Below are 19,699 nucleotides of genomic sequence, written 5' to 3' on the forward strand. Positions count from 1 at the left end.
GTAAATCGCGATAATAACATCATTCACAGTTTTATTTATCTGTTAGGTTATCACGCTTATTGTTAATAAACGTGGCTGATTCTACCACGACATTTGTAAATTTGTTTAATTTCCCTAGCACCTCCGAGGAGTTAAGGGAAAAGGGCGAAATAATGTGCAATCAACATTATGCTTATATTGTTTACACTTAAGTCAAATCTTGACGCCAAGCTTCTGCTGTTAAGGCTTCACCAAAGTGACTTGCTACCAATCTTCGAGTGACTTCATGTAATGGTGACGCAAGAACTTCTGCTGTATTACCACGTTCAACGACTTCGCCATTATCCATCACTATGATTTTATCGCTAATATGTTTTGTCATGCCTAAGTTTTGTGTCACATAAATATAGGCAATATCATGAGTCTCTTGTAGCTCTAACATCAAGTTTATAATTTGAGAGCGCAAAGACATATCCAGCGAAGCAATTGCCTCATCGGCAATAATGACTTGAGGTTGCAATATCAATGCGCGTGCAAGCGCAATTCGTTGGCGCTGACCTGATGCAAACATATGAGGATAATAGTTCGCATGTTCAGGTAAAAGACCCACTTGGCGTAATGTTTGATAAATTCGTTTTTCACGCTCAATTGCACTTAAGTCTGTATTCAGGCGTAAAGGGATCTCTAATGTTTGACCAATACGTTGGCGTGGGTTTAGTGAGTTAGTGGGATCTTGAAATATCATTCTAATTCGCTGACTACGATAAGGATAATCACCAAAAGTCAGTTGATGCCCATTAATAAAAATATCGCCACCTGTAGGCTCTGTCACACCTGATAACATTCTCGCGAGTGTAGATTTTCCTGAACCATTAGCACCAATAATAGCTAAAGTTTGCTTGGGTTCTAGCGTGAAACTTATAGGTTTTACGGCTTCTAACTGCTGACGTCGAAATAATCCGGTACGATAGCGAAATGTTTTTGATAGATTTTTCACCTCAAGTAGCTTATCGAACATCAGTTGGCTCCACATTTAACGGAAAATGACAAGCCACGGCATGGTTTTTAAATAAACGTAACCGAGGAGCTTCAATACATTGTCGCTGCGCATAAGGGCAGCGAGGTCCTAAACGGCACCCCACAGGTAAATGCTCAAGAGAAGGGATCGCGCCGGGTAGTGTATTTAAACGGCTCTTATGTGCTAATGAGTTGGTAAAATCAGGAATAGAGCGGATCAATGCTTGAGTATAAGGATGATAAGGTGTCACTAATAACTCGTCAGGGGATGCTGTTTCGACGGTTTGACCACAATACATAACTGTAATTTTATTCGCCAATTTGCTCATCCATTGCAAATCATGGCTAATCAACAAAATGGTCATATTGTTATTTTGATTAAGTCGAGTCAGTAAACGAAAAATTTGGGTTTGCGTTGCTGGCTCCATCGCGTTAGTCGGCTCATCCGCAATCAGTAATCGAGGCTGGTTTGCAATAGCAATGGCAATCATCACCTTTTGGCATTCACCCTCGGTTAATTCATAAGGATAACTGCGCATAATGTCTTTGTGATCTTTAATACCTACACGGTGCAATAGTTCAATTGCACGGCGTTTTCGCCAATGAAAGCGTTGCCACCAATGCCCTTTAAAAGTCCAGCCGGGAATTGCCTGTATAAGCTGCTGCTCAATTTTTGTCGCAGGATCAAGACAAGATTGCGGCTCTTGGAAAATCATTGAAACATTATGACCAATAACACGGCGTCTAGCTCTTGGTGATAATTTAAGTAAATCGATATCATCAAAACGGAAGCGATCGGCTGTCACATTGATATTATCTTTCGTAACGCCACAAATCGCTTTTGCAATTAAACTTTTACCCGATCCCGATTCACCAACAAGACCTCTCACTTCACCTTCATTTAAGGTTATAGAAACACGATCTACCGCTTTTACTGGGCCATCGGGTGTCATAAATTCAATGGTTAAATTGCGTATATCTAATAAAGGCATTATTCAACTCCCTCATTTATGGCACGCTGTAAACCATCACCTAAAAGGTTCACCAGTAAAACGCTTATCATAATGGTTGCGCCCGGAATTAAGACCGTCCAAGGAGCAACATATATTAACTCTAACGAATCACCTAACATTGCTCCCCATTCTGGTGAAGGAAGTTGGGCGCCTAAATTGAGGAAACCTAATGCGGTAATATCAAGAATAGCAATTGAGAAAGCGCGTGTTAATTCAGAAACTAATACAGGCGTAATATTAGGCAATACGGTATACCATAAAATGGAAATGTTAGATGCACCATCAAGTCGAGATGCAATAACATACTCTTTGTTTAATTCATCATTAACAGCAGAGTAAATCATTCTGACTAAACGAGGTAACAGCGCCAGCCAAATAGCTATCATCGCGTGACCAAGACTTGTTCCAACAAATGCCACAACAATAATAGCCAGCAGTAGGGATGGAATGGACAACAGTGTGTCTAATATATGATTAAGAATGGCAGATTTTAAGCCATGGGTCATACCTGCAAAACAGCCGATAATTAAGCCCATCAGTGTTGCTGCAAAAGTAACAATAAATGCACCACCAAAGGTCATACTTGTGCCAATTAAAATTCGGCTGAATACATCACGACCTAAATCATCTGTACCAAAGAAATAAGAGACATTACCGTTTTGATACCAAGATGGTGGCGTTAGTTGATGACCAAAAAATTGTTGGTCGAGTGCATAAGGCGCAATATAAGGACCTATAATACTGAGCACTAAGAGAAAAAGAACGCCATAAAATCCTACCATTGAGATAACGTCTTTAGAAAAACATTGCCAAATCACCGCCGCGGGTGAGGGTGTTTTTTTCTCTTTATAAAATTGGCTATCTAAAGGCATATCCCACCTTATGTTTCATTGGGTTGCTCATTGCGCCCACAATATCTGATAAGACATTGACAATAATGACCATTGAACCCACCAACATTACCCCTGCTGAAATAGCCGAGTAATCTTGTTGACGGATTGCTGTAACTAACCAACGACCAAGCCCCGGCCAGTTAAATACAATTTCTGTTACCATCGTGAGTGTAAGCATGGTGGAGAACTGTAGGCCTAATTTAGGGATGATAGGAGGTAAAGCATTATGAAGAATATGGCGACGAATAATTGTAAAACGTGAAAGACCTCGAGTTGCGGCTGCTTTCACGTAGTTCTCTGACATAATTTCTTCCGTACTGTTTCGCATTAATCGAATAACTTCAGTTGTTGGCGCAATCGCCAGAGTGATTACAGGCAAAATAAGATGCTGTAATACATTAATGATCATTTGTTGGCGATAAGGTGGATCAGATAACCACGCATCCACTAATGCAATGCCTGTAATAGGTTGCAAGTTATAAAGCAAATCAATACGACCTGAAACAGGTAACCAACCCAATTTTAGTGAGAAGAAAAGAGTTAGCAGCAATGCAAGCCCAAATACAGGCACAGAAAAACCTAAGAGCGCGAAGTTACTGATAATAATATCGGCAGATTTATTACGCCAAACTCCCGCAATAATACCAGCAGGAATACCTATAATAAGGGCAAAAAGAAAGGCTAATGTACAAAGCTCCATGGTCGCAGGCAGTGCTTCTATCAATTGCGCTTTGATTGGTTCACCATTGATAGAGGAAATACCAAAATCAAAATGGATCATATTATGGGCATAAAAAAAGTAGGCATCGGTGAATGATGCACCACTTAACGGAGCATTGGGTGTGTAATAGCTTAGGCTAAAGCTTACTAGCGACAAAAAGAACAGTGTCACAAGTAATAAAAGCAATCGACGTATTGAATAAATAATCATGGATTATTTTACAGCCTCTTTCTTGTGATTTTGTTCATCTACTTCTGCCTCTCGATAAACACCAGCAAAAGACGCATTACCAAAAGTACTTAATACTAATCCTTTAATATCATGACGATATGCTTGCATACGTAAAGAGTTTGCTAAAGGCAATACTGGTAACTCTTGAGCAAGGATATCTTGAGCTTCATGATAATAATCCATTCTTGAAGCAAGTTGCTGACTATAAAGCGCTTTTTTCAAAATATCATCAAAGTTAGGTAAACACCAATGACTTAAGTTAGTTTGTGAGCCAATTGCGGCACAGCTAAAGAGAGGACGGAAAAAACTATCAGGATCGTTACTGTCAGTTGACCAACCCGATAAGGTCATATCATGGGTGCGATCCATCATACTTGTTTCTTGATATCGCCCCTCGATAGGACGAATGCTCATTTGAATACCTACTTGCGCTAAGTCTGCTTGAATAAGTTCAGCCATTTTTAAAGGGCTTGGGTTATAAGATTGTGAGGCGCTAGGTACCCAAAGATTTAATTTCAGCCCATCAAGACCAAGTTGTTTAAGAATCTGTTTCGATTTCTCAGGATTGTATTCTGTAATTTTTGCTCGGTTATCATAAGCCCAAGATGCGCGAGGAAGCACTGATGCTGCTGTTTCTGCCGTACCATAATAAATAGACTCCATTAAACGTTCGTTGTTAATGGCATAAGCAATAGCTTGACGAACTTTAAGATCATTTAATGGTGGCTTACTGGTGTTAAAGGCTAAATAAGCGATATTCATACCAGAACGCAACGTTAATCTTAGGCGTGGATCGTCACGTAAGACTTTTAATTGGCTTGCGGCAGGATAGGCTAAAACATCACATTCACCAGTGAGCAATTTAGATATACGGCCTGTACCACCGGCACCCATATCAATAACAATCTGCTGCATTTTGGGTTGACCTTTCCAGTAATCTTTATTTCTAAATAAACGAACAAATTGCCCAGCTTGATATTCATCTAAAAAGAAAGGACCTGTTCCTACTGGTTTCCAATCAAGCTGCGTTTGATCGCCTAATTTTTCTAAATTTTGGGCGTATTCAGCAGAAAGAATAGGGGCGTAATGTGTTGCTAAATGCCATAGAAAAGAGGCATCAGGCTCTTTTAGGCTAAATTCTACCGTATATTGACCGAGTCTTTTTATCGATTGGATATTATTGGCAAAACTTAAGCTGTCAAAATAGGGATATTTCCCGCCATTAACTTGATTGAAAGGATTTTGTGGATTAATCATCCTTTCAAAACTAAAAATAACATCATCAGCAGTAAGTTTTCGTGTTGGTGTAAACCAAGATGTTTGCTGAAAGGAGACATTTTTACGTAAATAAAAGCGGTATGTTGCACCGTTATCTAATGTTTCCCATCGAGCGGCAATTTCTGGGATCAGGCGATAAGTGTAAGGATCGACATCTAAAAGACGGTCATAGAGCTGTGCAGCTAGAGGATCAATAATTAATCCACTACTTGATAGCTGTGGATTAAAGGTATTTACACTGCCATCAACACAGTAAACAAAGCCATTTTGATTAATTGGAGTTGGCTCAAGCGTTATAGATGGTGCTTGTGTTTTTGGTGCTACATCCGCAATACAAGTTGCGCTTGTAAAGGTGAGTAGCAAAGTACCAATAAATAAAATAGGGCGCATAAATAATGTCTTTTAGAGAAACGATTTTGCTATTGTAACTTAAAAAACTTTCTATCCCCAAATAGTCAAAAAAACAAAGTGAGAAAAATTCTCAATAAAATGCTTTACAAATGCTAATGATAAAGATTATCATCCGTATTGTCCTTCAGCGGTAAGAGGTTTTCCGCAGAAGGCACGACATTGCTCACATTGCTTCCAGTATTTTTTTACTAGCCAGCTCGGGTGCTGGCTTTTTTTTTGCCTATCGTTTACAGAATTCCCTAGTAATTAAAAACGTTATTTATCAATAAATTAACTTGTTATTTGATGTTTTTTAATTAGCCCTCTAAATTGATCGTAACTGAGTGATAGCTTCTCAGCCGCCTCTTTCTGGTTATATAAACTCTCTTCTAATGCACTGTTTACTAATTTTTTTTCTACATTATTCTGCCATTGGCGTAAATTCAACGGTAATGTAGGCAGTGAGAAATTTTCTTTAGGCGATTTTTTTAATGTGGGTATTTTTGATGTCTGAAGACCCGCAAAGGGATCAATAATAATATTGTTGAGTACGTTATCACTGGTTCCATGACGATAAACTGAGCGTTCAACAACATTTTTTAGCTCACGAATATTGCCGGGCCATGAATAATCTAAAAGTACTTGGCGTGCGCTATCGCTAAAACCAGAAAAAAAAGGTAAACCTAACTCTTGGCACATTGAGATAGCGAAATTTTCAGCAAGCAACATAATATCCGCTCGTCGCTCTCTTAATGGCGGAAGTCTAATCACATCAAACGCTAATCTATCGAGTAAATCGGCACGAAATTTACCTTCTTCTGCCATTGCGGGTAAATCTGCATTTGTCGCGCAAATAAGCCTAACATCAACATGCAGAGATTGACTCCCCCCAACGCGCTCTAAGTGACCATACTCAATGACACGCAGAAGCTTTTCTTGCACAAGCATAGGAGCCGTCGCCAGTTCATCAAGAAAAAGAGAACCTCCATCCGCACGTTCAAAACGCCCTTGATGACGATTTTTAGCACCAGTAAAAGCGCCAGCTTCATGACCAAAAAGCTCCGAATCAAGTAAATTGTCATTGAGCGCAGAACAGTTAATTGAAATAAAAGGTCCTTGCCACCAAGGAGCAAGATAGTGTAATCGATGCGCGATCAACTCTTTGCCTGTACCTCGTTCACCAATAATTAATACCGGTTTTTTTAATTGAGCAAGCGCCGAGGTTTGTTCTAATACATCAATAAATTGACTATCAACACCGATTATTGTCTCTAAATTCTCATTCATTGGTTAAATTCACCATATTGAGGTATTTTTTACCAGTTTATCAGGTGTTCGAAAAATAGGCGAATAATATAAATCACCGATTATTAATAACTTAAGTGAATTTTAAAAGTTGGCACGTAAATTGTATTAACTAAAGTATGCCGGCGTTACGTAAGTGCGCCATTATTGAAATAATTTAACGCCACTAATTAGCATAGCTATTAAGGATAACATCATGGGTATATTTTCACGTTTTGCTGACATTATTAATGCCAATATCGCTTCTTTATTAGATAAAGCGGAAGATCCTGAAAAAATGATCCGCCTAATGATCCAAGAAATGGAAGATATGTTAGTTGAGATCCGTACAACTTCTGCACGTACTTTAGCTGAAAAGAAAGGATTAGAGCGTCGTATCGAACAAGCTGAAAAACAGATAAAAGATTGGCAGGATAAAGCAGAGTTGGCTCTTATTAAGGAAAAAGAAGATTTAGCTCGTGCAGCATTAATCGAAAAACAACGTGTAGCATCAGTTAATGACACATTGAAACATGAACTCATTATCATCGATGAAACACTAACTCGTTTAAAAGGCGAAATTAGCGAATTAGAAAACAAGCTAACAGAAACACGCGCTAAGCAGCAGTCTTTAGTGGTTCGTCATCAAGCGGCAAATTCATCTCGCCAAGTTCGTCGCCAGTTAGACAGTGGCAAAATGGATGCAGCAATGGCGCGTTTTGAACAATTTGAACGCCGTATTGACCATATGGAAGGTGAAGCTCAAAGTTATGGTTTAGGCAAGGAAAAATCGTTAGATCAACAGTTTGCTGAATTAAAAGCTGACGATGAAATTAGCGCGCAATTAGCGGCATTAAAAGCTAAAATCAATATCAATAAAGAGTAACAGCAAGCGTAATAACCATCTTATAAAGGATATGTAATGGGCTATTTATTTCTGGGAATACCACTGACAATTTTCGTTTTATTTATTCTCCCTATTTGGTTGTGGTTGCACTATAACAATCAAAAAGGTGGAGGTAATGTTCAGTTAACCCATCAAGAAATGCAGCGACTGAGCGCGCTGGTGGATAAAGCTCAGCAAATGCAGGAACGCATTAAGACGTTAGAACAAATACTTGATGCAGAACATCCTAACTGGAGGCAATCACAATGACGATGCAAAGCAAACAATTGTATCGCTTGCCACAAGAAGGCATGATCCGTGGTGTATGTGCTGGGCTTGCCCATTATTTTAATATTCCTGTTTTACTTGTCAGGGTTATTGCGGTGATTGCGCTGTTTGCTGGCTTTTTCGGTTTAACTATTGTTGCTTATCTTGTCTTAAGTTTCTTTATGGAGCCAGCTCCTGCTAATTACCAGCAAGGTGAAGATCAGCAAGAGAGCTTAAAAGAGATTTTAAGCGGAGTCGATAATCAATTGATGCAAGGTGAAAAACGTTTACAACAAATGGAACGTTATATTACTTCTTCTACTTATCAGTTAAATAAACGCTTTCGAGATTTGTAATATTTTTGCCATTTAATCTGATAAGACGCTCCATTTTTGGAGCGTCTTTCTTTCAGCCCGTTTATCTTTTTCAACGCTTGTATTATGAGACAATAAAATTTCTGATTGAGGTGCTTATTGTGAATTCCAATCAAGTATTCGTTTCTTTAAAAACAAATAAACTCGCCCAATTAGCTAAAAAAGGGTTAACATTTGGGTTAATGTTATTCACTTTATTTGGGCCAGCAGCAATCACAGGCGGTATATTAAAACGAGTAAGTAGCAAACCGTTACGTTGGCTGGTTCTATTGATAGCTGAACCTATTATCAAAGCAGGTTTTAATAAGCTATCGCGTCAAATGTCTTGGGAGAAACATGAAACGCCTACAAAATGAACTTACCGCTTTTATTAATCGTGGTGTTGATAGACATCTTCGTTTGGCCGTAACGGGATTAAGTCGAAGCGGTAAAACTGCATTTATTACTTCTTTAGTTAATCAACTTATAAATGTGCATACAGGTGCACGTTTACCGCTGTTCTCGGCTGCACGAAATAAGCAACTACTAGGTGTAAAACGTATTCCTCAACACAATTTAAATATTCCTCGTTTTACTTATGATGAGGGAATGGAATCTCTTTATCATACACCGCCAAGTTGGCCTATTCCTACGAAAGGGGTCAGCGAAATTCGTTTACAACTACGTTATCGTTCTAATGAATCTTTAACACGTTTTATAAAAGAAACATCTTCTCTTTATTTAGAAATTGTTGATTATCCCGGAGAATGGCTATTAGATTTACCTATGCTCGAACAAGACTATTTTGAATGGTCAGAGCAAATGAATAAGATAAATCGCCAAAGAACGTCACCAGAACAACATTGGCAATTACTGCTTAAAAAATGTGATCCTTTTGCGCCAGCTGATGAAACATTATTAGCTGATATTGCCTTCGCTTACACTGACTATTTATTAGCATGCAAAGACGAAGGGCTTCATTTTATTCAGCCAGGGCGTTTTGTATTACCAGGTGAATTAGCTGGAGCGCCCGTTTTGCAGTTTTTCCCATGGGTTGATTTACAAAAATACGATATTGCTAAATTAAAGAACGCAGATAAACGTACTAATATTGGTATGTTAAAACAGCGCTATGAATATTATGGGCAGCATGTTGTAAAAGGTTTTTATCGTGATCATTTCCAAGGGTTTGATCGACAAATTGTTTTGGTTGATTGTCTACAACCTTTAAATCAAGGTGCAGATGTTTTTAATGATATGCGCCAAGCATTAACACAATTAATGCGCAGTTTTCATTATGGAAAAAGAACCTTACTTAGACGCTTATTCTCGCCTTGTATCGATAAACTTCTATTTGCGGCCACAAAAGCTGACCATATCACGGTTGATCAACATGAAAATTTAGTGTCATTGCTTCAACAGCTTATTCAAGATGCTAAACAAAATGCTATTTTTGAAGGGATCAGTATTGATTGCATGGGACTCGCTTCTATTGCGGCAACTGAAAGCGGGATAGTTGATCATCATGGCGAAAAAATACCAGCCTTAAAAGGTTTTCGTTTAAGTGATAACACTCCATTGGTGTATTTTCCCGGTGAGGTTCCTAAGCGATTACCTGAAAAAACATTTTGGGAAAAACAAGGGTTTAGTTTCGAATCGTTTAGACCGCAGCAAATATCAAGAGATAGCGCGGTTCCTCATATTCGTATGGATAGTGCAATGGAGTTCTTGTTAGGGGATAAATTAAAATGACGGAGCCATTAAAATCGCGAATTGATTTTAAAGAACCGATACTTCAAGAAGAAATCACCTTGAAAAAAGGTGTTGGCTTTAATGAAAATGAGCAATTTTTGCCTATTGATCCACAATTGGATGAAGAGAATGAAGGGCAATTAGAAGGTGATGTTCAATCAATTTTAAAACCGAAAAAAAGTCTCTGGAAACGTTTATTAACGATTGCAAGTACCATTTTAGGGATCAGTGTTATTGCCCAAACCGGACAGTGGATTTGTGACTCATGGGTAAATTCTGACTGGATTGCGTTGGGTGCAGCCAGTGCGGGCGGGTTAATCGTTATTGCTGGTATTGGATCAGTGATAACAGAGTGGTGTCGTATTTATCGTTTACGCCAACGTGCAGATGAAAGAGATAAAGCAAAAGAGTTACTTTATAGCCATGCAATGGGGAATGGACGACCATTTTGTGAAAAACTCGCAAAACAAGCGGGTATTAGCTCACAACACCCTGCATTGATTCGTTGGCAAAGTGCATTACACGACACCCATAATGACAAAGAAGTATTAGAACTTTATAGTCAACTTGTTCAACCTATTTTGGATAAACAAGCTAAAGCTGAAATTAGTCGTTCTGCAGCAGAGTCAACTTTAATGATTGCTGTCAGCCCGTTGGCAATGGTTGATATGGCCTTTATTGGCTGGCGTAATATTCGTTTAATTAATCGTATTGCAGAAATTTACGGCATCGAATTAGGCTACTATAGTCGTTTAAAACTCTTTCGCCTTGTTCTAGTCAATATTGCATTTGCGGGGGCGACAGAGCTGGTTAGAGAAGTCGGAATGGACTGGCTTTCACAAGATCTTGCAGCACGATTATCGACAAGAGCGGCTCAAGGCATTGGAGCTGGTTTATTAACGGCACGCTTAGGAATAAAAGCCATGGAATTATGCCGTCCTTTACCATGGATTGATGATAATAAACCTAAGCTAGGCGATTTTAGAAAAGAGCTAATTGGAAAATTAAAAAATACTATTGGTAGTAAAAAGAAAGAATAAATTATTTTTCACCTCTTAATTGTTTTAAATAAAAGCCGTAGAAGCCATTCTGCGGTTTTTTTATATAAATATTGGCAAGGTGTTGTTTATATAAAATAGCCAAAACAATAAAGATGATAAGATATTATTTTAAAATAAGGAATAAAATGCTATAAAATGTTTTTATGATTTTACTACTAATTAATGTAATCATTTTAAAATAAAACTATCGTGATAAAAAACTTTAAAAAGAGTCAGTTCTCACAAAAAATAAAGATGTTGTAACTGTTTGTATATAAAGGTTTATGTGTGTCTCCCTAGTGAAATATTTGTAATTTTAATCAAAATATTCCTTTTTTGAAAGAAAATAGTCTTGAGTTTGGTTTAATAAATAGCGTTAAATGTCACCGCAGAAATGTATCATAGACCTATTTTGTCAATATATTTTCAACTATCTAATTTGTAAGCTATTCGTTATTTAATAAATAGAGACGGTTTTTTATTTATAAAAAATAGAAAATAGTTAATCAATAATTATTCTAACAAGGTTAAAAAATGAAAGAAATGCAAATTTCAGTAATAAAGAAACTCTCTAAACCAAGGCGTAAACTCTATCTGAGTTCGGCATTTAATGTCTCAAATATTGATAACCAACTCAGTATTTTAATCCCTATTCTTAGTGAGACGATCGGAGAGATTAAAAAGAGACAATATCAAAAGCAGCCTAAGTCATTTCAAATAAAAGAGATATCCCAATTTTTTGAATATCTGGCTGAGCCAGATAAGAAAGAAAAGGCAATAAAGGCGTTAGAGTATCTCCTTTTTTGTTTTGATAATGGATGTAAAACTATCAAAAAGGTGATCCGTCGAGAATTAAGCCCTTTGGTAAAAGATGTCGAATATCTTATCGATTTTGAATTAAAAAAAATAATAAAAACCTCTTCATTTTCGTTATTCAGCATTTTTAAAGCATAAATAATTTTGGTTAAAAATTAGGAGATTAATTTAGTTGTGTAAAAATAAATGCTAGTGGTGTCAACCTTTGCTGACAAGCCTCTTTATTTCGTTGATATTTATGTATAATATCTAGAATTAGTTCAGGGTCACTCAGTATTAAGAAGGTTTATAATGCGTTTAGAGGTCACTTGTGAAGATCGCATCGGGTTAACCCGTGAATTATTAGATCTGCTTGTATTAAAAAATATTGATTTGCGTGGAATTGAAATATTCCCAATTGGTCTTATTTACCTGAATTTCTCACAGATAGATTTTAATATATTTCAACCGCTTATGGCGGAAATACGTCGAATAAATGGTGTTATTGATGTACGAACTGTTGCATTTATGCCATCAGAGCAAGAACATCGTGCAATTTGGACATTATTAGAATCTGTTCCTGTTCCTGTTTTTTCTATTGATACCAAGGGTAAGGTTAAATTACTTAACCCTGCGACAAGACAGCTTTTTGGTTTATCTCCAGATGATTATGCTGAGAAAACATTTAACCAATTGATCCCAAATTTTAATATTCATCGTTTTTTAGAACAAAAAGAGCACTTTATTCAAAAGGTGCCTATTACTGTGAAAAAACAGAACTTTGAAATGGAAATAGTCCCAATTAAACTGACCGACGATAACCAATATAATCATTGCGTTGGGGCTTTTGTTTTACTGAAATATAATGAAATTATTTATAATTATCCTAAATTAGCCACTAACGATCAAAGTGGGTTTGACCAAATTATTGCCGTAACACCCAAAATGAAGCAGCTTATTACTCGCGCAAAGAAAATGGCAATAATGCATGATCCATTGTTATTAGTGGGTGAAACAGGCACAGGAAAAGATTTATTAGCCAAAGCCTGCCATTTACTGAGTAGCCGTTTAAGATATCCATTTCTTGGCTTAAATTGCGCTTCAATGCCTGATGATGTTGTTGAAAGTGAATTATTTGGCTATGCAGCAGGTGCTTATCCTAATGCCATTGAAGGGAAAAAGGGCTTTTTTGAGCAAGCCAATGGCGGCACTGTTTTACTTGATGAAATTGGTGAAATGTCACCACAAATGCAGATCAAACTTCTACGCTTTTTAAATGATGGTACGTTCCGCAGAGTGGGTGAAGAAGAAGAAGTTAATGTAGATGTGCGTATTATTTGTGCTACTCAGAAAAATTTGTGGGAATTAGTACAAAAAGGATTGTTTAGAGAAGATCTTTATTACCGCTTGAACGTATTAACATTAACATTACCGCCATTAAGGGAAAGAAAGGACGATATAATTCCGTTGGCAACTCATTTTATTAATCAGTACTGCCAAGAACAAAAGGTGAGTGTACCGTCCATTTCTAGTGATTTCTCAAATTGTTTAATGCAATATTCTTGGCCGGGTAATATTCGTCAATTACGGAATACGGTTTATCAAGCAATGGCACAATTAGTTGGAAATACATTGCGTGTTCAAGATATTACGTTACCTGAGCATACGGATGAAACATTATTTGATGAGAACCTATTAGAAGGCTCGTTAGATGAAATGACAAAACGCTTTGAAGCTTCGATTTTAACGCGTTTATACCGTGATTATCCTAGTACACGTAAATTAGCGAAACGCTTAGGTATTTCACATACTGCTATTGCGAATAAGTTAAGAGAATATAATCTTACGAATAAAAAGAGTGATAAGTCTGAAGAATAATTGAGTAATAAGATTTTATGCATAATAAAAATAGACGAGCTAATACTCGTCTATTTTTTTATCAGTATTATTTCAGTGCTTTTAACGCATCATCATAATTAGGTTCAGTTGTAATTTCATCAACCAACTGAGTGTAGATAACCTTGTTATTTTCATCTAAAACAACCACAGCTCGGCTTGTTAAGCCAGCTAATGGACCTGATGTAATTGCAACACCGTAGTTTTCTTTAAATTCAGCGCCACGCATTGTAGATAATGTCACAACGTTATCTAAGCCTTCTGCGCCACAAAAACGCGCTTGAGCAAAAGGTAAATCAGCTGAAATACATAAAACAACCGTGTTATTTAATTCATTTGCAACTTTGTTAAATTGGCGAACACTTGCAGCACAAACACCAGTATCTACACTTGGAAAAATGTTTAGAACTTTACGTTTACCTGCAAAATTCGCTAAAGAAACATCATTAAGATCTTTACCAACAAGAGAAAAATCTGCAGCTTTTTGACCTACTGTTGGGAAATTACCCGATAGTGCTACTGCATTTCCTTGTAAAGTAACTTGATGTGCCATTGTTGTTCTCCTTTATTAGTTGTCAGACTAACCGTTATTAATACTCATTATTAACGATAATTACCGTTAATGCTTAACCATTATTAAAATTTGCCACTATTGGCATAGTCACCACTAAAAACATAAAAATTTATAAAATATTTGTAATCAGTGATTGTGCCTTTTTATCAGGCTCTTATAATTGTGCAGTTTACTCTCATACAGATTACAGGACGAAACAGACATGCGCAAAATATTCGTCATCTCATGTGCACTTGTCGTTCAAGGATTACTCACATCGCAGATAAATGCGGCAGTAGTCCCGGCAGGAACGATACTCGATAAAAAGCAAGAAGTCGTGCGACATTTAAAAGATGAGCCAGCATCACTTGATCCTATTAATGCCGTAGGGTTAACAGAAGCTCAAGTGCAACGTGATTTATTTGAAGGGTTGACGATAGAAGATGAGCATGGACGCCCCATTCCGGGTGTTGCTCAAAGTTGGCGTACAGAAGATAATCGTGTGTGGATCTTCACTTTACGTGATAATGCAAAATGGTCTAATGGTGAAAAAGTAACAGCAATGGATTTTGTCTATAGCTGGCAAAGACTGGTTGATCCTAAGAATCTTTCACCTTTTGCATGGTATGCATCACTTGCATCTATTGAAAATGCACAAAAAATTATTGATGGCAAATTAAAACCAACATCATTAGGTGTAGAAGCGATAGATGAAAAGACACTAAAAGTCACTTTAGAACGACCCGTTTCTTATTTTCCAAATTTGACGACTAACTTTTCATTATATCCTGTACCACATCATAGTATTGAAAAATATGGTGCTGAATGGGTTAAGGTTGGCAATTTAGTTGGAAATGGAGCTTTTGTTTTAAAAGATAGAGTCGTTAATGAGAAGATCGTATTAACGCCAAATCCTTATTATTGGGATCATAAAAATACAGTATTAACCAAAGTCACTTTTGTGCCGATTAATCATGAATCACATGCGACTAAGCGTTATTTAGCGGGTGATATTGATATTACAGAGTCATTCCCGAAAAATTTATATCATAAATTAATGAAAGATATTCCTAATGAGGTTTATATTCCTGACCAGTTAGGGACTTATTATTATGCTTTTAATACCCAATCAGGGCCAACAAAAGATATTCGTGTACGTAAAGCGTTATCGATGGCAATAGATAGAAAAATTATCACTGATAAAGTATTAGGAACAGGGGAGAAATCAGCAAATCGTTTTACACCTGATGTAACGGCGGGCTTTACCCCAGAACCTACAATCTATGATGAATACAATCAAGATGAATTAGATAGCCAAGCTAAGATCTTATTAGCGGCTGCGGGATATGGTCCTCATAATCCATTAACGCTCTCATTGCTATACAATAATTCAGAGAATCATCAGAAAATTGCTATTGCCGTTGCTTCTATGTGGAAGAAAAAGTTAGGTGTGAAAGTCGAATTACGTAATCAGGAATGGAAAACATATATTGATAGCCGAAATTCGGGAGATTTTGATGTTATAAGAGCATCATGGGTTGGCGATTATAACGAGCCTTCTACTTTTTTAAGCTTATTAGGTTCTAAACACGCTGGTAATATCGCTAAATATCAGAATAAGCAATATGATGAAATATTAACATTATCTGGCATGACTATTGATACAAATGAAAGAAATAGTCTGTATAATCGCGCTGAGCAAATTATTGCTGAAGATGCACCAATCGCGCCTATTTATCAATACACAAATGGACGCTTGATAAAACCGTGGTTAAAAGGTTATCCCATTGAGAACCCAGAAGATGTTGCTTATAGCCATACGCTTTATATTCTGAAGCATTAATGTAAAAACTAAATTAGAAGCTTAAAATTAAGCCAATATGAAAATTTTAATTTAGTAACAGATCATTAAGCATAAACTATACCTCAAAGTTAAAATTGACTTTGGGGTATTTTTTTATTCGAACATCAATAGTAAAAATAGAGTTTTAGGAATATATAAGTTGATATACTACTGTTAGTAGAAAAGCTAAGAAAAAGCAAGAAAATAAAAGAGGTTATAAAAAAGCGTATAAACCAAAAGAGTATAAATAAAAAAGAACCCCTTTTAAAAAGGGGCGTAGCAAAATAAAGCAGGGTGATTTCTTGTCTAAATATAAATTATATTGTTAATGCTTTCTTTGCACGCTTTTTATTGTATCTAACTGTTACAGTTATTAATAAAATATTTATAACAAAAAAAATCCCTCTGTTATAAAAACAGAAGGAGACTCAAAAGGAATAAACATTGCAGGAGATATGTTAATACATTTTTATGGTATTGTTTTGACTAATTGTGCAATGTGCTTAATGTTAAATATTATACCTTATTTTATTTATAGATATAAACACGTAGTTATAATCAAGTCTAATGTATTTATTGTGGCATTTGATAAACGCACAATCAGAATTATCTATTTGTTTTTCTTTATTGTTAAGTTAAATTACGGATTATCAATAATTATTAAAAAATCGTTTAAAAACGGAATCCTAGAGATAATTGTAAAGCACTTAATTCGATATGCCGCTTATTTGCCGTGGTATCAGAATAAAGGTAGCCCAAGCTAAATGAGATATTCTTAACAGGATTATAATCGATGCCAACTTGACCAATTACACTTGTTGTCTTAACAATGTGGGTATCTGTTGTATTTATTTCAGGGTGATATTTATCTTCTTGATGTTTTAATTTATTAGGACCCATTTGAGCATAAACAGAAATTTTAGGTGTTATTCTATAAGTAGAACCGATTAATAGGGCAGTGGTTTTAGTTCGGTATTTTGTCATTGAAGGTATGGTAAAACGAGGTTCAATAAAATATTCTTTATGGTTTCCATTTAAACTCAGTAGAGAAATTAATATTCCCCAAGCATTTTCTGTTTCATAACGATAACTGATTATTTCTCCTTTTGCAGTGTCACCTTTTATTTTGCCATAAATATAGCCACCAGATAGGGTATGTGTCTTATCATAGGCATGTAATGTAGAGGAATAAGATAAAGCTAAGCTAATTAAAATAAGGGCTAATTTATTCATTATAGAGTTTCTATGTTGATGTGTAGAACACTATTTTTAGTAAAATAAATGTTGATTTCAATATTAATTGATTGAAATTACTCTTAAAAAAAGTTTGAGTGCTTATTTTTAAACTCAATAAAAAATCAAACTATTATAAATAGCTAATTATTAAATAGCATGAAAATTATTAATCAGTTTAATATTGGTACAATTGGTACAATGACAAGAAATTATTTAAATAGGAGGGAGTGGAAACTGAGCGTAATAAGTGGAAATACTCACAATAAGCTTGAATACCTATTGTGAGTCAGATTTGAGTGCGATGTTCTATTTTTTATCTACAACTTCCACCAACGTATATTTCACACTTGATGCATCTGCTGGCGGGTTAGGAATATCTGTAACATTAACTTTTAATGTGTATTCAGTGCCTGGTTTATATTCAAAACCATCAATATTTTGATAGAACAGGGACCATTCGCCAGCAGGTAGCTCTTTCACCTTCATACACTTCATTGGCGCGACACCAACACAATCATACAGTTGTGAATCCACTAGAAGTGTTTTTATTGTTCCCGTAGATGATGTTGTATTGGCACTTTCAGTTGAAGTTGCATCATTGCATCCAGCCAAAAGCAAAAATAAAGGAATAGCGATAAATTTTTTCATATTGAGAACCTTATTTTTAGGGTGCAATAAATGTATTAAAGAATATTTAGTATACACCAGTTAGATAGTTATTATAAATTATAGTAGGTAACTTTTTACCTACAAATAAAATAAGTTACCTACTGTTGTTCTAAGTATTAATATACTAGCGTAACTATCAGCATTTAATTTAGTGCAATAATCCTAAAGTAATAAAGATAATTAGAGGTTATAGATAAATTAAACAAAAATAGTCTTGATATACAGTTAACTAGAAAAAAGTATAGAATAACGGTTCAAAACATAGCGTTATAAAATGAAGGTAGATTAATCATATTTGACAGTTGAGTATTGAATTCAAGTATTACTTTTAAAGCAAAAGTTATGGAGGAAGCTAAGTGAAAACAATTAATGACTCTGTTATACAAGATTCAGATGCTATTTATACAGCACAGCTTAATGGGCATGGCGGATCAACAGAAATCACAGCAGAGACTGTTGCAACAAATGAAAATCCCTATTGGGTGCATTTAGATTACCGCAAGCCACAAAGTGCTCAATGGATACAAGAAACAGAATTACTTCCACCTATTGCTAAAGATATATTACTTGCAGAGAACGTCAGACCAAAAGCACAACGCATTGGCGAAGGTGTCGTCATCAACTTGCAAACAATTAATAATAATCCTAATGATCGACCAGATGAGCTTGTTGCTTTTAGAATTTATATTAACAGTCAAACAATTGTTTCAAGCCGCCACCGCCGAGTCAATTCTGTAGATTCGGTTATTCATACTTTAGAACTCGGTAATGGGCCTGAAAATAGCGGCGATTGGCTAATTACCATGGCTGATGCAGTCACTGATGAAATAGGTGAATTTGTTGAGACGCTACATGACCAATTAATTGAATTGGAAGATATGATCCTCGATCAACAAATACCAGCAAGAGGTGAACTTGCATTATTAAGAAAACAGTTAATTGTTTTACGTCGTTATATGGCACCTCAACGAGATGTATTCTCAAGACTCTCTATTGAAAAATTACCGTGGATGAGTGATAGCGATAGAGTCACGATGTTAGAAATCTCAGAAAGACTTTCTCGACGTTTAGAAGATTTGGACAGTAGTATTTCTCGTACTGCGGTGATTGCAGATGAAATAACATCCATGATGGCTGATGCGATGAATAGACGTACTTATACTATGTCGCTAATGGCAATGTTATTTTTACCAACAACATTTCTAACAGGACTATTTGGTGTCAATTTAGGCGGAATACCTGGAAATGAATTTCCTTATGGTTTTACCATTTTTTGTTTATCTCTCTTTATTTTGATTGTGATTGTTACTTGGTGGTTAAAGCGTAGTAGGTGGTTGTAAAATTTCAGCAAATTAATCGTAACTAAATGGATTTAAAAAAGAATTCTCTAACCCTGTTTGAGATATATCAATTTTTTAAAATAGAACATCTGGCATTATAACTCTCGCAGGTGAATACAACGTTGAGCGATGAACGTTGTGCTCCATAATTGTAGTTTTTCTCATATTGAGTTCTTAATACAGAATAATTGACCATTATTACACCGATGTTTATTAACATCGGTTTTTTTTTGCTCAAATTAATTATTGGCGATTATTTAGTC

At 36.0% G+C, this 19,699-nt stretch carries 19 protein-coding genes; 10 read left to right on the plus strand and 9 right to left on the minus strand.

The features are described from left to right. Positions 1-187 precede the first annotated feature (187 nt). From sapF to pspF, 6 genes are all read right to left on the minus strand, one after another. On the minus strand, positions 188-997 hold the full coding sequence (sapF, locus tag BTA34_RS06765; protein ID WP_151434988.1) for a putrescine export ABC transporter ATP-binding protein SapF: 810 nt from the start codon (positions 995-997) through the stop codon (positions 188-190). Beyond that, a complete protein-coding gene (gene sapD, locus BTA34_RS06770) occupies positions 987-1,988 on the minus strand; it encodes a putrescine export ABC transporter ATP-binding protein SapD (protein WP_151434989.1) in 1,002 nt (333 codons plus the stop codon). The genes sapF and sapD overlap by 11 nt, the downstream gene beginning before the upstream one ends. Then, entirely contained in the window at positions 1,988-2,881 is an 894-nt protein-coding gene (gene sapC / locus BTA34_RS06775; protein WP_099075271.1) for a putrescine export ABC transporter permease SapC, read from the minus strand. The genes sapD and sapC overlap by 1 nt, the downstream gene beginning before the upstream one ends. Further along, entirely contained in the window at positions 2,868-3,833 is a 966-nt protein-coding gene (gene sapB / locus BTA34_RS06780; RefSeq protein WP_151434990.1) for a putrescine export ABC transporter permease SapB, read from the minus strand. The genes sapC and sapB overlap by 14 nt, the downstream gene beginning before the upstream one ends. A gap of 3 nt (positions 3,834-3,836) precedes the next feature. Beyond that, a complete protein-coding gene (gene sapA / locus BTA34_RS06785; protein ID WP_151434991.1) occupies positions 3,837-5,522 on the minus strand; it encodes an ABC transporter substrate-binding protein SapA in 1,686 nt (561 codons plus the stop codon). A 291-nt stretch (positions 5,523-5,813) separates the two neighbouring features. Further along, positions 5,814-6,809: a phage shock protein operon transcriptional activator gene (gene pspF / locus BTA34_RS06790; protein WP_151434992.1), complete on the minus strand. Its 996-nt coding sequence runs from the start codon at positions 6,807-6,809 to the stop codon at positions 5,814-5,816. Positions 6,810-7,023: 214 nt separating this feature from the next. Between pspF and pspA the strand changes: the two genes are divergently transcribed. The 8 genes from pspA (at position 7,024) to tyrR (ending at position 13,777) form a co-directional block, all read left to right on the plus strand. Beyond that, positions 7,024-7,692, plus strand: coding sequence for a phage shock protein PspA (gene pspA / locus BTA34_RS06795; RefSeq protein WP_151434993.1), 669 nt, complete (start codon positions 7,024-7,026; stop codon positions 7,690-7,692). Positions 7,693-7,728: 36 nt separating this feature from the next. Next, the gene (pspB, locus tag BTA34_RS06800; RefSeq protein WP_151434994.1) at positions 7,729-7,962 is read left to right on the plus strand and encodes an envelope stress response membrane protein PspB; all 234 of its coding nucleotides are present in this window, start codon (positions 7,729-7,731) and stop codon (positions 7,960-7,962) included. Continuing rightward, entirely contained in the window at positions 7,959-8,315 is a 357-nt protein-coding gene (gene pspC, locus BTA34_RS06805) for an envelope stress response membrane protein PspC (protein ID WP_151434995.1), read from the plus strand. Before pspB ends, pspC begins: the two co-directional genes overlap by 4 nt. Positions 8,316-8,434: 119 nt before the next feature. Further along, complete coding sequence (locus BTA34_RS06810) at positions 8,435-8,689, plus strand: phage shock protein PspD (RefSeq protein WP_265576286.1); 255 nt, start codon at positions 8,435-8,437, stop codon at positions 8,687-8,689. Beyond that, positions 8,670-10,064 carry a YcjX family protein gene (locus tag BTA34_RS06815; protein ID WP_151434996.1) on the plus strand — a complete coding sequence of 465 codons (1,395 nt, stop codon included), beginning with the start codon at positions 8,670-8,672 and terminating at the stop codon, positions 10,062-10,064. Before BTA34_RS06810 ends, BTA34_RS06815 begins: the two co-directional genes overlap by 20 nt. Then, positions 10,061-11,104, plus strand: a complete 1,044-nt coding sequence (locus BTA34_RS06820; RefSeq protein WP_151434997.1) for a YcjF family protein — start codon at positions 10,061-10,063, stop codon at positions 11,102-11,104. Before BTA34_RS06815 ends, BTA34_RS06820 begins: the two co-directional genes overlap by 4 nt. A gap of 534 nt (positions 11,105-11,638) precedes the next feature. Continuing rightward, on the plus strand, positions 11,639-12,058 hold the full coding sequence (locus BTA34_RS06825) for a hypothetical protein (protein WP_265576287.1): 420 nt from the start codon (positions 11,639-11,641) through the stop codon (positions 12,056-12,058). A 153-nt stretch (positions 12,059-12,211) separates the two neighbouring features. Next, positions 12,212-13,777 carry a transcriptional regulator TyrR gene (gene tyrR / locus BTA34_RS06830; RefSeq protein WP_151434998.1) on the plus strand — a complete coding sequence of 522 codons (1,566 nt, stop codon included), beginning with the start codon at positions 12,212-12,214 and terminating at the stop codon, positions 13,775-13,777. Between the two features lie 67 nt (positions 13,778-13,844). Here the strand turns inward: tyrR and tpx are convergent, their stop codons facing one another. Then, positions 13,845-14,348, minus strand: a complete 504-nt coding sequence (gene tpx, locus BTA34_RS06835; protein WP_151434999.1) for a thiol peroxidase — start codon at positions 14,346-14,348, stop codon at positions 13,845-13,847. A gap of 223 nt (positions 14,349-14,571) precedes the next feature. On the opposite strand from tpx, the gene BTA34_RS06840 reads away from it, so the two are divergent. Beyond that, positions 14,572-16,191, plus strand: coding sequence for a peptide ABC transporter substrate-binding protein (locus BTA34_RS06840; protein WP_151435000.1), 1,620 nt, complete (start codon positions 14,572-14,574; stop codon positions 16,189-16,191). A gap of 672 nt (positions 16,192-16,863) precedes the next feature. Here the strand turns inward: BTA34_RS06840 and BTA34_RS06845 are convergent. Both BTA34_RS06845 and BTA34_RS06850 read right to left on the minus strand, forming a co-directional pair. Further along, the gene (locus BTA34_RS06845; RefSeq protein WP_151435001.1) at positions 16,864-17,424 is read right to left on the minus strand and encodes an outer membrane beta-barrel protein; all 561 of its coding nucleotides are present in this window, start codon (positions 17,422-17,424) and stop codon (positions 16,864-16,866) included. 309 nt (positions 17,425-17,733) lie between these two features. After that, positions 17,734-18,075, minus strand: coding sequence for a DUF4377 domain-containing protein (locus BTA34_RS06850; protein ID WP_151435002.1), 342 nt, complete (start codon positions 18,073-18,075; stop codon positions 17,734-17,736). 377 nt (positions 18,076-18,452) lie between these two features. On the opposite strand from BTA34_RS06850, the gene zntB reads away from it, so the two are divergent. Beyond that, on the plus strand, positions 18,453-19,436 hold the full coding sequence (zntB, locus tag BTA34_RS06855) for a zinc transporter ZntB (RefSeq protein ID WP_151435003.1): 984 nt from the start codon (positions 18,453-18,455) through the stop codon (positions 19,434-19,436). Positions 19,437-19,699: the final 263 nt, after the last annotated feature.

The sequence above is a fragment of the Proteus sp. CD3 genome (genome assembly GCF_008808075.1).
Classification (GTDB): Bacteria; Pseudomonadota; Gammaproteobacteria; order Enterobacterales; family Enterobacteriaceae; genus Proteus; species Proteus appendicitidis.

Excerpts from the sequence above, each read along its gene's own strand:
- pspA (WP_151434993.1), top strand. The coding sequence starts at position 7,024 with ATGGGTATATTTTCACGTTTTGCTGACATTATTAATGCCAATATCGCT.
- BTA34_RS06820 (WP_151434997.1), top strand. The coding sequence starts at position 10,061 with ATGACGGAGCCATTAAAATCGCGAATTGATTTTAAAGAACCGATACTT.
- sapB (WP_151434990.1), bottom strand. The coding sequence starts at position 3,833 with ATGATTATTTATTCAATACGTCGATTGCTTTTATTACTTGTGACACTG.
- BTA34_RS06840 (WP_151435000.1), top strand. The coding sequence starts at position 14,572 with ATGCGCAAAATATTCGTCATCTCATGTGCACTTGTCGTTCAAGGATTA.
- tpx (WP_151434999.1), bottom strand. The coding sequence starts at position 14,348 with ATGGCACATCAAGTTACTTTACAAGGAAATGCAGTAGCACTATCGGGT.
- sapD (WP_151434989.1), bottom strand. The coding sequence starts at position 1,988 with ATGCCTTTATTAGATATACGCAATTTAACCATTGAATTTATGACACCC.
- tyrR (WP_151434998.1), top strand. The coding sequence starts at position 12,212 with ATGCGTTTAGAGGTCACTTGTGAAGATCGCATCGGGTTAACCCGTGAA.
- pspF (WP_151434992.1), bottom strand. The coding sequence starts at position 6,809 with ATGAATGAGAATTTAGAGACAATAATCGGTGTTGATAGTCAATTTATT.
- BTA34_RS06825 (WP_265576287.1), top strand. The coding sequence starts at position 11,639 with ATGAAAGAAATGCAAATTTCAGTAATAAAGAAACTCTCTAAACCAAGG.
- BTA34_RS06850 (WP_151435002.1), bottom strand. The coding sequence starts at position 18,075 with ATGAAAAAATTTATCGCTATTCCTTTATTTTTGCTTTTGGCTGGATGC.
- sapF (WP_151434988.1), bottom strand. The coding sequence starts at position 997 with ATGTTCGATAAGCTACTTGAGGTGAAAAATCTATCAAAAACATTTCGC.
- sapA (WP_151434991.1), bottom strand. The coding sequence starts at position 5,522 with ATGCGCCCTATTTTATTTATTGGTACTTTGCTACTCACCTTTACAAGC.
- pspC (WP_151434995.1), top strand. The coding sequence starts at position 7,959 with ATGACGATGCAAAGCAAACAATTGTATCGCTTGCCACAAGAAGGCATG.
- BTA34_RS06815 (WP_151434996.1), top strand. The coding sequence starts at position 8,670 with ATGAAACGCCTACAAAATGAACTTACCGCTTTTATTAATCGTGGTGTT.
- pspB (WP_151434994.1), top strand. The coding sequence starts at position 7,729 with ATGGGCTATTTATTTCTGGGAATACCACTGACAATTTTCGTTTTATTT.
- sapC (WP_099075271.1), bottom strand. The coding sequence starts at position 2,881 with ATGCCTTTAGATAGCCAATTTTATAAAGAGAAAAAAACACCCTCACCC.
- BTA34_RS06845 (WP_151435001.1), bottom strand. The coding sequence starts at position 17,424 with ATGAATAAATTAGCCCTTATTTTAATTAGCTTAGCTTTATCTTATTCC.